Annotated in this window: 11 protein-coding genes and 2 pseudogenes; 4 read left to right on the forward strand and 9 right to left on the reverse strand. The window is 54.3% G+C overall.

Going from position 1 to position 12275, the window contains the following annotated elements:
- The first annotated feature begins 7 nt into the window (after positions 1-7).
- Positions 8-977: pseudogene (locus ECL_RS10685) on the forward strand (IS5-like element IS903B family transposase).
- A 51-nt stretch (positions 978-1028) separates the two neighbouring features.
- On the opposite strand, the pseudogene ECL_RS10690 reads toward ECL_RS10685, so the two are convergent.
- Positions 1029-1148 (reverse strand): annotated as a pseudogene (locus ECL_RS10690) (universal stress protein); the annotation flags it as partial.
- Positions 1149-1437: 289 nt separating this feature from the next.
- On the opposite strand from ECL_RS10690, the gene ydfZ reads away from it, so the two are divergent.
- Complete coding sequence (gene ydfZ, locus ECL_RS10695) at positions 1438-1641, forward strand: putative selenium delivery protein YdfZ (protein ID WP_013096785.1); 204 nt, start codon at positions 1438-1440, stop codon at positions 1639-1641.
- A gap of 42 nt (positions 1642-1683) precedes the next feature.
- On the opposite strand, the gene ECL_RS10700 is transcribed toward ydfZ, so the two are convergent.
- The 7 genes from ECL_RS10700 to ECL_RS10730 form a co-directional block, all read right to left on the reverse strand.
- A complete protein-coding gene (locus tag ECL_RS10700; RefSeq protein WP_013096786.1) occupies positions 1684-3147 on the reverse strand; it encodes a mannitol dehydrogenase family protein in 1464 nt (487 codons plus the stop codon).
- A 225-nt stretch (positions 3148-3372) separates the two neighbouring features.
- Positions 3373-4911 (reverse strand): MFS transporter, encoded by a 1539-nt coding sequence (locus ECL_RS10705; protein ID WP_013096787.1) that lies wholly within the window; start codon positions 4909-4911, stop codon positions 3373-3375.
- A 27-nt stretch (positions 4912-4938) separates the two neighbouring features.
- Positions 4939-6345, reverse strand: coding sequence for a glucuronate isomerase (gene uxaC / locus ECL_RS10710; protein ID WP_013096788.1), 1407 nt, complete (start codon positions 6343-6345; stop codon positions 4939-4941).
- Complete coding sequence (locus tag ECL_RS10715; protein ID WP_044158505.1) at positions 6342-7727, reverse strand: MFS transporter; 1386 nt, start codon at positions 7725-7727, stop codon at positions 6342-6344. Before ECL_RS10715 ends, uxaC begins: the two co-directional genes overlap by 4 nt.
- Before the next feature lie 73 nt (positions 7728-7800).
- Positions 7801-8820: a Zn-dependent oxidoreductase gene (locus ECL_RS10720; RefSeq protein WP_013096790.1), complete on the reverse strand. Its 1020-nt coding sequence runs from the start codon at positions 8818-8820 to the stop codon at positions 7801-7803.
- Between the two features lie 14 nt (positions 8821-8834).
- Positions 8835-10049: a starvation-sensing protein RspA gene (gene rspA, locus ECL_RS10725; protein WP_013096791.1), complete on the reverse strand. Its 1215-nt coding sequence runs from the start codon at positions 10047-10049 to the stop codon at positions 8835-8837.
- Positions 10050-10160: 111 nt separating this feature from the next.
- Complete coding sequence (locus tag ECL_RS10730; protein ID WP_013096792.1) at positions 10161-10487, reverse strand: YnfA family protein; 327 nt, start codon at positions 10485-10487, stop codon at positions 10161-10163.
- Positions 10488-10640: 153 nt separating this feature from the next.
- Between ECL_RS10730 and ECL_RS10735 the strand changes: the two genes are divergently transcribed.
- Together ECL_RS10735 and speG are read left to right on the forward strand one after the other, a co-directional pair.
- Positions 10641-10979, forward strand: coding sequence for a DUF1283 family protein (locus tag ECL_RS10735; protein WP_013096793.1), 339 nt, complete (start codon positions 10641-10643; stop codon positions 10977-10979).
- Complete coding sequence (gene speG, locus ECL_RS10740; RefSeq protein ID WP_013096794.1) at positions 10979-11536, forward strand: spermidine N1-acetyltransferase; 558 nt, start codon at positions 10979-10981, stop codon at positions 11534-11536. Before ECL_RS10735 ends, speG begins: the two co-directional genes overlap by 1 nt.
- Before the next feature lie 17 nt (positions 11537-11553).
- Here the strand turns inward: speG and ECL_RS10745 are convergent, their stop codons facing one another.
- Entirely contained in the window at positions 11554-12264 is a 711-nt protein-coding gene (locus ECL_RS10745; protein WP_077681884.1) for a YnfC family lipoprotein, read from the reverse strand.
- Positions 12265-12275 lie beyond the last annotated feature (11 nt).

Below are 12275 nucleotides of genomic sequence, written 5' to 3' on the forward strand. Positions count from 1 at the left end.
TGCTGAGTTGAAGGATCAGATCACGTATCTTCCCGACAACGCAGACCGTTCCGTGGCAAAGCAAAAGTTCAAAATCACCAACTGGCCCACCTACAATAAAGCCCTCATCAACCGTGGCTCCATAACTTTCTGGCTGGATGATGAAGCTATTCAGGCCTGGTATGAGTCAGCAACACCTTCTTCACGAGGCAGACCTCAGCGCTATTCTGACCTTGCCATCACTACTGTGCTGGTCATTAAACGCGTATTCAGGCTGACCCTGCGGGCTGCGCAGGGCTTTATTGATTCCATTTTTTCTCTGATGAACGTTCCGCTACGCTGCCCGGATTTACAGCTGTGTCAGCAGGCGGGCAAAGTCGGTTAATGTCAGTTTCAAAACGCCCACCCGGGGTGAAATCGCACACCTGGTAATTGATTCCACCGGGCTGAAGGTCTTCGGTGAAGGCGAGTGGAAAGTCAAAAAGCATGGCCAGGAACGCCGCCGTATCTGGCGTAAGCTGCATCTCGCCGTTGACAGTAAAACACATGAAATCATCTGCGCTGACCTGTCGCTGAACAACGTTACGGACTCAGAGGCCTTCCCCGGGTTAATCCGGCAAACCCACCGGAAAATCAGGTCAGCCGCCGCCGATGGCGCTTACGATACCCGGCTATGTCACGATGAACTGCGGCGTAAGAAAATCAGCGCGCTTATCCCTCCCCGAAAAGGTGCGGGTTACTGGCCCGGTGAATATGCAGACCGTAACCGTGCAGTGGCTAATCAGCGAATGACCGGGAGTAATGCGCGGTGGAAATGGACAACAGATTACAACCGTCGCTCGATAGCGGAAACGGCGATGTACCGGGTAAAACAGCTGTTCGGGGGTTCACTGACGCTGCGTGACTACGATGGTCAGGTTGCGGAGGCTATGGCCCTGGTACGAGCGCTGAACAAAATGACGAAAGCAGGTATACCTGAAAGCGTGCGTATTGCCTGAAAACACAACCCGCTACGGGGGAGACTTACCCGAAATCTGATTTATTCAACAAAGCCTGACCAGGGTTATCGATGCACCTTCAGCCTTCGCCAGGTTAGCCGCGTGCCGCACCGCTTTATCGCTTAAATTCATTTCAAACACATCAACAGGCATCAAGATTTTCTTATACATAAGCCTGACTCCTTATTTCCAGGAAACGTTATTTACTGCATCCAGAGTGCCATCAGGAATATAAACCAGACTTAAACGCTCACCCGTTGAAATTATCAATTAAAGAAAATAACTGTCCGCTTTGTAAATTACCGTCGTGAACCGTCATCGCCCTGCCGAAATGAAGAAAAAAGTGTGAGTTTGATCAAAAACAAAAAAATGATGTCCAGAGAGGCGTATTTATAGTGCCTCGTGGACGGCACAACCTGAAATAGCGCCGTAACGGATGTGTTAGCGAGGAGAAAATACCATGATGACTTACGACCGTAACCGTAATGCAATTACCACCGGCAGCCGCGTAATGATTAACGGCACCGGGCATACCGGGGTAATTAAAGCGATCCACAGCGAGGGACTGGATGCCGCGCAGGTACGTCGCAGCAAAACGGTGGAAGTGGAAGGATGTGAAGGTAAGTTCGAACCGATTGAACTGATTCGCCTGGGTATGCACTAACAGGTGCGACATCATGCCGCCGCGAACGGCGGCATGACTGAATTACAGCTGTGCCGCGTACTGCGCAACTGTGGCTTTCGCGCCCTTTTGCAGAAGGGTCTGATACGCCGTCATGACCGCCTCCACAAAGCACGTGTCGTGCGGCAGTTCCTTACCGAAGATGGCTTCAATGCCCAGCAGGGCTTTCACCCGACTTTCCCCTTCCGCGCTCCCGTTGACCGCTGCCTGAATCACCGCCAGCTGAGGATCGCTCACGTCGATGGCGTTCCCCTGTTCATCCACCCCGCCGACATAGCGCATCCAGCCCGCCACACCCAGCGCCAGCAGTGGGAAAGGTTTCTGATGCACCAGATGCCAGCGCACGGAATCGAGCATACGCTGCGGAAGTTTCTGGCTGCCGTCCATCGCGATTTGCCAGGTCCGGTGGCGCAGGGCCGGGTTGCTGTAGCGCGCTATCAGCAGATCGGCATAGTGGCCTAAATCAACCCCTTTTACTTTCAGCGTCGGCGCCTGCTCTTTCAGCATCAGCGCGTGGGCGGAACGACGGTAGTGTTCATCTTCCATACAGTCGTTAATGTGCTGATAACCCGCCAGATAGCCAAGGTACGCCAGGAAAGAATGGCTGCCGTTGAGCATCCGCAGCTTCATCTCTTCAAACGGAATAACGTCGGCCACCAGCTCCGCCCCCGCCTTTTCCCACTGCGGACGTCCGGCGACAAAGTTATCTTCAATCACCCACTGACGGAACGGCTCGCAGGCCACGCCCGCCGGATCGCGTACGCCAGTAAGCTGTTCGATTTTATCCAGCGTTTCCGGCGTCACCGCAGGCACAATACGATCCACCATGGTTGACGGGAAGGTGACGTTGGCCTCAATCCACGCGGCCAGCTCCGCGTCGACCGCGCGGGCATAGGCGCAGGTGACATTGCGCATAACGTGGCCGTTCTCCGGCATGTTGTCACAGGACATAACGCTAAAGGCAGGCAGCCCCGCCGCTTTGCGTCGCGCCAGCGCTTCAACCACTACACCCGGTGCAGATTTGGGCTGATGCGGGTTTTGCAGGTCGGCCGCAATCAATGGGTGATCGAGCATCAGTTTGCCCGTGGCCGGTGAGTGGCAGTAGCCTTTTTCGGTAATGGTGAGCGACACAATCGCTACCTGCGGCTCACACATCGCCGCCAGTACGGCCTCCAGCCCGTCAACCTGCGCGTGCAGCGCATTTTTGACCACACCGACGACCCGTGATGTCCACGCGTCCGCCGACATTTCGGCCACGGTATAGAGGTTATCCTGCGCGTTCAGATCGGCAATCTGCTGTTCGCCACCAATCAGGTTCACTTCTGTGTAACCCCAATCGCTGCCGTGTTCAGCGGCCAGAATATCGGCGTACACCGCCTGGTGTGCACGGTGGAACGCGCCAAACCCTAAATGAACAATGCGTGCCTGGAGGCTGCCGCGATCGTACTGAGGCAGCGTCGCTTTCGCCTGTAATAATCGGTTTTCCATGGTTGAGACTCGTTTAATTAAGGAAGCTGAGTTCTGCGACCGCACGTTGGCGCGCGGTCACGCATGTTGACTACACCAGCCAGAATGGCAGTAACCCCCCTGGTGCCTTGCCCACCACCATACGGGTTATGTTCAGCGGAACATTGATTTACATTAACTTTGCGCCAACTGGTGTGATATCAAAATTAAGTTGTGTGACATCTTTCAAAAAGATATATACCAATGTCATACAGGATTACGCGCCGGTTCTGCACCTGAACGGCCAGCGGGCTCACGGCACAGCCTGTCGTAGGAATACCCCGTCAAATCTTCCACCACACGGCGTGCTTCGGCGGAAACCAGCTGGGGAGAACCGTTTGCTTTCAGGCGGTCCAGTTCATCCACGAAGATCTTATGCGTACGCTTGTTCAGATGGAACGTTAATGCCTGCCACAACGCCAGGATGAGTAAGCCCGCAGTACCGATGAACATCAACATTGCGATGGTATGAATGGCCTCCTCCGGCTGTGTCTGGCTGCCCTTCACAAAGCCGCCATTCTGTAACAGCAGCCCCACAATAAAGGTGGCGATAGCCACGGTCGTTTTGCGGGAGAAGGTCATCACCGCCGCGAACAACCCCTCGCGACGCTGGCGGCTAACCATCTCGTCAATATCGGGGATGAACGGGAACACGTTCCATGGCGTAAACTCCAGCACACAGCGACCGACCTGATATAACCCGGCCAGAACAACCAGCGTCGCGACGGTATTAAGTGCCGGAATTTGATACACAGCGAAAAAGCCGCCCAGGCAGAGCATCATCAGCGAGTAGGCAAACACATACAGCTTCGACGGCCCGAATTTAATGATCCCCACTCCCGCAATCAGCGTGACAGGCAGGCCGACGATACTCATCGACAGCAGTGTGCCGGCAAGCGACGAAGAGACATTCAGGCAGTAAACACAGAAGAAGACAAATACGGTGTTGTAGACATCTTTCCCGGTAAACGACAGCAGGTAGATGGCAAGGTGTTTTCTGAAGGCCCGGATTTTCAGCGTTGAACCATATTCTTTAAAGAGGCGACCAAAGGCAGCCAGCTTTTGCGTCAGCGTTCGGGGCGCCGTGCTTGTTTCAAGCTCGGCCAGCATCTCCGGGGTTAACTCGCGTTCCCAGGTCACCTTCCACGAGATAAAGACGCACACCATAAACAGGACGGCAAAAATAACGCCGTTAATCAGATAAGCATGGGCGCTGTTTTCCCCAAAATAGCCAATCAGCAGCCCCGGAATGAACGTCGCCAGGAAGGTACCGGACGCAGAAAGGAACATGCGACAGGTAGAAAGCTTGGTGCGCTGGTTAAAGTCTTTTGTCATTTCCGATGGCAGCGTTTCCCAGGGGATCAATACCATCGCGGCGATAATTTCAAACGCCAGATAGACCGCGAGATAAAAACCGTAGGTCATGCCATCAAGCCACAGTAACGCATAGACCAGCATTAACGGCGCGCCGATCAGCAAAAAGAAGCGTCGACGACCAAATTTTTTACCAAAATAATTTTTGTAAAAATGATCGGTGAAACTTCCCATAAACAGACTGACAATGGCATCGACAATACGCGCGATGGCGACAATGGAGGCTGCCTCAACCGGCGATAGCCCAACGAATGTGGTATAGAAAAATAACAACCAGGCGCCGATCACGGTAAATGCACCGCCACCCATAATATCCGTTAGTCCGTAGCCGATACTAACCGGAATGGTAATTTTTTTAGCCGCACGAGACATATTTCATCCCCACTTGATGAAGCGAATTTAAAATTTGAAATAATTCTTAGCGTTGTCGTGGCAAATATTTTTAATCATCCGCGTGAGAATATCGTTATTATCCGGAACTTCTCCCCGCTCCACCCAACCGCCGATCATATTGCACAGAATGCGGCGAAAATAATCGTGGCGGGTATAGGAGACCAGGCTGCGGGAGTCGGTCAGCATGCCGACAAAATTCATTAACAGCCCCTGATCTGCCAGGCTGTTGAGCTGGTTTTCCATCCCGCGACGGGTGTCGTTAAACCACCAGCCGGAGCCGAATTGCATCGGTGATTTCACTCCCAGCTCTGCACTCTGAAAATTGGCGATCGTCGTCGCGACAATATCGTTGTAGCTGGGGTTGAGGTTATACAGGATGGTTTTCGGCAGCGCGTCTGCAAGGGCCATGGCATCCAGCAGCTGATTAATATTCGCAGCAAGATTGACCTGATCCGTCAGTGAATCAAACCCGGTATTTATGCCCAGGGCACGGTACATGCGGGTATTATTATTGCGTATCGCACCGAAGTGTATCTGCATGGCCCAGTCATGCTGTCGGTAATAACGCGCCAGCATGATAAAAATAGCACTGTCAAGAATCGCGCTATCCCGCGCGTTGAGATGTTCCCCCTGCCGTTTACGGACAAATATCGATTCCACGATACGGTCATCCGCAGCCTGATAATGGATCTCCACAGGGCCATGATCCGAAATACGGCACCCCATGTCGTGAAACCAGGCAATACGCTCGCCGAGCGCAGCAGCGAAATCGCTAAAGGCGTGAATGGACCGCCCCGTCAGCTCCGCTAGTCGATCGGTAAAGTCGGCGAACTGATGCGCATCCGGCGTAAAAACGTCATCCGGGCGGAATGTCGGTAATACCTTGACGTTGAATGTTGCGTCATCGCGCAATAACTGATGGTAACGCAGGTCATCCAGCGGGGCGTCTGTGGTACAAATGACCTCCACTTTTGAGCGTTTAATCAGTTCGCGGGGCGTAAAATCAGGCTGTTGTAATAAACGATTACAGCGCTCCATTATTTCACGCCAGTTATGGCTGCCCAGCGGTTCATCACAGGAAAAATAGTGATGCAGTTCTAAATGCGTCCAGTGATAGAGCGGATTGCCATAACTGGCGTCGACAGTCTCAGCCCACGCCGCAAATTTTTCTTCCGCGGTGGCGCTGCCCGTAATGTATTTTTCATCTATACCGTTGGCGCGCATAGCGCGCCATTTGTAGTGATCGCCTGCAAGCCAAAGCTCGGTAATGTTCTCCAGCGGTTTATTTTCGAAAATATCCTTCGCAACCAGATGACAGTGATAGTCAATTATCGGCAATTCTTTCGCGACGTCGCGATATAACGCAACGCCCCTGGCGTTGCTAATCATAAAGTTATCATTAATGAAACTCATAGCAGCGCTCCATATTTGCGTGACTCACCAGCCTTATTGTCCAGTACCTGTGGTTCAGCCGCGTCTTGTGCCGCGCTCAAATCACGGTCGCGCACTTCCGGCATGAAAATGGCTGAAACCAGACCAATTACGGAATAGGCAATCAGCATCGCGACAATCGGCCACCAGGAGCCGGTCATGTTGCAGAAGATCCCCGCCAGCACCGGACCAAAGCCCACCGCCACCAGACCGCCCGCCTCTTTGGAGATGGCCATGCGGGTAAAGCGATTACGCGAGCCAAACATCTCCGCCATGGTGATGTTTTCCAGCGCGAACAACCCCAGCACCGCGAAGTTATGAATGACAATAATCGAGAGCATAATGACGCCCGGCGCATAGCTTTTATCGACGATAATCGACAGCATCGGGTACGCCAGAATGATGGCGGAAATGTTGAGGAGGATATACGGCAGACGGCGACCGACTTTGTCCGACAGCCAGCCCAGCAGCGGGATAGAGATAAACCCGAGGATTGAACTTATCATCAGCGCATCGGTGGGGATCGCTTTATCAAACAGCAGCGTCTGTACCAGATACCCGGCAAGGAACGTCTGGATCAGACCGGAGTTACCCGCCTGACCAAAACGCAGCCCGGTGGCGAGCCAGAAGGATTTGCTTTTCACCATCGCCCCAAGGGAGGTATCCGGCTTCGCCACCGGTACGGCAGCTTCAGCGTCGTTCACTTTTTCGAAGACCGGGCTCTCTTTCAGGTTCATACGCAGCCAGATGGCAAAGATCATCACGACGACGCTGGCCAGGAACGGCACGCGCCAGCCCCATGCCACCAGTTCTTCACGATCGAGAGCAAAGAACATCACCGCCCAGATCGCCGTGGCACTCAGGGTTCCGCAGTTGGTCCCCATCGCAACCAGCGAGGAGATGATCCCGCGTTTGCCCTTTGGCGCATACTCGGCCAGCATAGTTCCCGCACCGGAGATTTCTGCCCCGGCACCCAGCCCCTGAATAATGCGCAGCGTCACCAGCAGGACCGGCGCAAAAATGCCAATCTGGCCGTAGGTCGGCAATACGCCAATCAGGGTGGTACAGATCCCCATCATGGTGATGGTAATAAACAGCACCTTTTTACGACCGATCCGGTCGCCCATTCTGCCGAAGATAAAGGCGCCGACGATGCGCGCAATATAGCCTGCGCCGTAGGTCCCCATCGCCAGGATCAGCGCCATGGCCGCGGACTGTTCCGGGAAAAAGATCTCATGGAAGACCAGCGCGGCCCCCAGCGAGTAGAGCTGAAAATCCATAAACTCCAGCGCGGTACCCAGCCAGCCGGATACGGCAGCTTTCACCAGATCTGAAGTCGTTCTTTGAGGTTGTGCTTGAGTCATAATGGCTATCTCTGCAAGGTAAGATGCGTACCACTCAGAGCCTGTCTGCGCAGGCTCTTAACCGCGTAAATTATTATTGGTCGAAGGTGAGCAAGACTTTGCAGCACTGCCGCTGGTCTTTCTCAAACAGTTCGATGGCGTCTGTCACGTGGTGGTAGTCAAAGGTGTGGGTAATCAGTTTTTCAGGATCGATCAGCCCCTTTTCCAGCCAGTCGATCACGACCGGGAATTTGTTGGCATTCAGGCGCGAGGAGAATATCGACAGCTCTTTGCCGGTGATCCCCTGCTGAACAATCTGGCTCGGATCGCTGGAAAAGCCCATCAGCACGATACGTGCCGCCGGGGAAGCCAGGGTTATCGCTTCCTGCAGAATCGACGGATGACAGGCGGCATCAATGATTAACGTCGGTTTGATGCCTTTTTCTTCCAGCGCCTTATGCAAATCAAGATTACCGTTGTTCAGGACCCAGTCCGCGCCGCTGCGTTGCGCCATCGCCAGCCGTTCATCAATGCGGTCGACGACAATCACCTGCCTGACGTTGTAGACACCTTTCAGCGCCTGCACGGTAACCAGCCCCATCGGGCCCGCGCCATACACCAGGGCGATATCCTGTTCCGTCGGTTTTGCCTGCCCGGTGACGTTGGCAGCAATGGTAAAGGGCTCGACCATCACGGCGTGTTTATCGGGAATGGCATCCGGGATGGGCCACGCATTTTTCGCCGGTACCACGGCGTATTCCGCAAAACCGCCGTCGCGATGCACGCCGAGCACGACCAGGGAGGTACACACGTTCGGTTTACCCACCGAGCACGGATAGCAGTGCCCGCAGCTGATCACCGGATCAACGGAAACCCGCTGCCCCAGGCGTCCGGGGTCAACGCCCTCGCCCGTGGCGTCAATCACACCAAAAAATTCGTGGCCGATAACGCGCGGATATTTCGCGAAGGGGTTATGTCCGCGGTAGATATGGCTGTCGGAGCCGCAGATCCCGGCAAGTTTAATGCTGACGCGCACTTCCCCTGCCCCCGGTTGCGGGAGTGGACGCTCTTCAATTACCAGCTGGTTGGGCTGTTGGATCACTACGCTTTTCATCGTTCGCTCCTCGTTTACCAGTTCCACAGCGTGCCGTCTTCAAGACGAGCCACAGGCAGGTAGGCCGGATCGTACGGGTATTTCGCGGCCAGCTTTTCGTCGAACTCAATACCCAGACCCGGCTTGTCGCCCGGGTGCATATAGCCGTTGTCGAAGCGCCAGTTGTGTGGGAAGACTTCAAGCATCTGTTCGGAATAGCCCATATATTCCTGCACGCCGAAGTTCGGCACCCACAGGTCGAAGTGCAGCGCGGCAGCATGGCAAATCGGCGACAGATCGGACGGGCCGTGTGACCCGGTCCGCACCTGGTAGAGCGAGGCAAAGTCTGCAATACGACGCATGCCGGTGATCCCGCCTGCATGGGTAATGGTGGCGCGAATGTAGTCGATAAGCTGCTCTTCAATCAGCTGTTTGCAATCCCAGATGCTGTTAAAGACTTCACCCACAGCAATCGGCGTGACGGTGTGCTGGCGGATCAGGCGGAAGCACGCCTGGTTTTCAGCAGGCGTAGGATCTTCCATCCAGAACATGCGGAATTCTTCGATGCTCTTACCGAAACGCGCTGCTTCAATCGGCGTCAGGCGGTGGTGCATGTCATGCAGCAGATGTTCGTTGAAGCCAAATTTACTGCGCACCGCGTCGAACAGCTTCGGTGTGAAGTCGAGGTATTTCTCGGTGGACCACAGCTGCTCTTCCGGCCAGTCCCCTTTGGTGGCAGGCTCATACGCCAGCCCTTTTCCTTTGGACATGCCGTAGGTGGTTTTCATTCCCGGCACGCCGCACTGGACGCGGATCGCCTTAAAGCCCATCTCTTTATGACGGGCGTAATCTTCCAGCACGTCGTCAATGGTATGCCCGGTGGTGTGGCAATAGACCATTACGCCTTCACGGGAAGCGCCCCCCAGCAGCTGGTAAAGCGGCATATTGGCGGCTTTGGCTTTGATATCCCATAGCGCCATATCCACGGCGGAGATTGCCGACATGGTGACCGGACCGCGACGCCAGTACGCGCCTTTATAGAAAAACTGCCAGATATCTTCGATGCGGTGCGCATCGCGGCCAATCAGTTGCGGGCAGAGGTGGTCTTTCAGGTAAGAGGCGACGGAGAGTTCGCGTCCGTTTAGTGTGGCATCGCCAAGACCGACGATGCCTTCATCGGTCGTAATTTTAAGGGTGACAAAGTTACGCCCCGGGCAGGTGACAAATACTTCAGCCCCGACAATCTTCATAATTCCTTTCCTTACATCGCATGTTGTGATGCAGGAAATTTACGCAACTGAGCTACTACCATACAAGTATAATGATCAAAATATCCGCGAGCGATCACAAAATCAGGGCGCTCAGGCGCGCCCCCAGCCCGCCACGATGATCAGCATGCCGCACAGGGCAATCAGGGCCCCGGCCCAATCGTAGGCGCTGAGTTTTACCCCATCGACCACGCGTAACCATAGCAGCGCGGTGCAGACATAAACCCCGCCGTAGGCGGCATAGACGCGGCCACTGGCCGCCGGATGGAGCGTTAACAGCCAGACAAACAGCGCCAGCGCGATGCCCGCCGGGATCAGCAGTAACACGGTTGCCCCTCTCTTCAGCCAGAGCCAGGGAAGGAAGCAGCCGATAATTTCACAGAGCGCGGTGGCAAAAAATAACAGCGTTGTTTTGATCATATTTCATTTCAGGTGAGGATTTATTTAACCATCATACCTGATGATACGGTTTACTTTTCCATACCCGCGCCGCGGGTATGCCGTCATTTCTGTTTGGTGTAGAATCTGAACAGGGTAACGTGATTATCTGCACCGATTCAAAAAGGAAACGCTATGAGTACATTAAGCAAACGCCTTTGTCTGACCGCCGCACTGGCGCTGTCAACGCTCGCCTTCGCTGCAACGGCTACCGCCGAAACCAGCAAACTCATTATTGAGTCTGGCGATAGCGCGCAGAGCCGCCAGAATGCCGCAATGGACAAAGAACAATGGAATGACACCCGCAGCCTTCGTCAGAAGGTGAACAAGCGTGCTGAGAAAGAGTGGGACAAAGAAGATGTCGCCTTTGACGCACGTGATAAGTGTCAGCAAAGCGCGAACGTTAATGCCTACTGGGAGCCAAACACCCTGCGCTGCCTGGATCGTCGAACGGGTCGTACGGTAGCACCGTAATGCCGGGTCTTGAGGTTAAACTGCGTCCGCTGGAACGCGAAGATTTGCGCTTCGTCCACCAGCTCGACAACAACGCCAGCGTGATGCGCTACTGGTTTGAAGAGCCGTACGAGGCGTTTGTCGAGCTGTCCGATCTGTACGATAAACACATTCACGATCAAAGCGAACGCCGCTTTGTGGTGGAGTGTGAAGGCGAAAAAGCCGGGCTGGTTGAACTGGTGGAGATCAACCACGTGCATCGCCGGGCGGAATTCCAGATCATTATCTCCCCGGAGCATCAGGGTAAAGGCCTGGCCTCACGGGCGGCGAAGCTGGCGATGGACTACGGATTCAACGTTCTGAATCTGTATAAGCTCTATCTCATCGTCGATAAAGAGAACGAAAAAGCGATCCATATCTACCGTAAGCTGGGCTTTATGGTGGAAGGCGAGCTAATCCACGAGTTCTTTATCAACGGGGAATACCGCAACACCATTCGCATGTGCATTTTCCAGCACCAGCATCTGGCCGGACACAAACCGTCTGGTGCCAGCCTGCTGAAACCTACCGCGCAGTAACCTGCGCGGCTTTACTCTCAGTAGTATTCAATGGTGTTTTTTATGCTGTACTTGCGCTCAACCGCGGGTTTCACGCTGTCGTCGGTGATGGTCAGGTCGCAGCTCACCGGGTTATTGTGCCGGTCGTAATCGCAGCTCTGCTTCACATTCCCCAGCGGTTTGTCATTCAGTAAACTCACGGCCGAGTAATCCATTCTTTTGCGCAGATCCTTCGAGGGTGTCGACTGTACGGATAAGTGCTGATCCCCGGAAACGGTGGTTTTACCGAGCGGGTAGCCGTCCGCGTCATAGCGATATTTCACTTCCATCTCTTTACCGTGCGCCGCGACCACAAATCCGTTGTCATCGGTATCCCACGTTACACCGGCAGACGGCAGCTCGGCCAGCTGGCATTTGCCCTGCAGTTTCACTTTTCGCTGCTGGGTTTCTGCATCGATGTAGTAGTTGGCATCCAGCACCAGCGCAACGCCGGTATTCGCTTCAAGATCGAGCAGCTCAAGCGTATCAAAGCACCCTTCTGTCGACATCGTCCCGGTCACCCGTTTGGAGACCTCGCCCTTGTCGTTAAACAGCGTCTGGGTAAAGTCTTTGACCGGGCCGCGCAGCGGGTCAAAATCAAACTCATTCGAAAAACTCGCCATCTCAGGCGTGAACGACAGCGGCGCGGAATTGTTGTCGCACCCCACCAGTGTCGCGGCCAGTAGCGTTATCGCTGCGTATTTCTTCACATCATTTACCG

Origin of the sequence: Enterobacter cloacae subsp. cloacae ATCC 13047 (assembly GCF_000025565.1) — a bacterium.
Taxonomy (GTDB): domain Bacteria; phylum Pseudomonadota; class Gammaproteobacteria; order Enterobacterales; family Enterobacteriaceae; genus Enterobacter; species Enterobacter cloacae.

What these genes read in the sequence shown, in the direction of transcription:
- ydfZ (WP_013096785.1), top strand. Translation starts at nt 1,438, where the DNA reads ATGATGACTTACGACCGTAACCGTAATGCAATTACCACCGGCAGCCGC.
- ECL_RS10700 (WP_013096786.1), bottom strand. Translation starts at nt 3,147, where the DNA reads ATGGAAAACCGATTATTACAGGCGAAAGCGACGCTGCCTCAGTACGAT.
- ECL_RS10705 (WP_013096787.1), bottom strand. Translation starts at nt 4,911, where the DNA reads ATGTCTCGTGCGGCTAAAAAAATTACCATTCCGGTTAGTATCGGCTAC.
- uxaC (WP_013096788.1), bottom strand. Translation starts at nt 6,345, where the DNA reads ATGAGTTTCATTAATGATAACTTTATGATTAGCAACGCCAGGGGCGTT.
- ECL_RS10715 (WP_044158505.1), bottom strand. Translation starts at nt 7,727, where the DNA reads ATGACTCAAGCACAACCTCAAAGAACGACTTCAGATCTGGTGAAAGCT.
- ECL_RS10720 (WP_013096790.1), bottom strand. Translation starts at nt 8,820, where the DNA reads ATGAAAAGCGTAGTGATCCAACAGCCCAACCAGCTGGTAATTGAAGAG.
- rspA (WP_013096791.1), bottom strand. Translation starts at nt 10,049, where the DNA reads ATGAAGATTGTCGGGGCTGAAGTATTTGTCACCTGCCCGGGGCGTAAC.
- ECL_RS10730 (WP_013096792.1), bottom strand. Translation starts at nt 10,487, where the DNA reads ATGATCAAAACAACGCTGTTATTTTTTGCCACCGCGCTCTGTGAAATT.
- ECL_RS10735 (WP_013096793.1), top strand. Translation starts at nt 10,641, where the DNA reads ATGAGTACATTAAGCAAACGCCTTTGTCTGACCGCCGCACTGGCGCTG.
- speG (WP_013096794.1), top strand. Translation starts at nt 10,979, where the DNA reads ATGCCGGGTCTTGAGGTTAAACTGCGTCCGCTGGAACGCGAAGATTTG.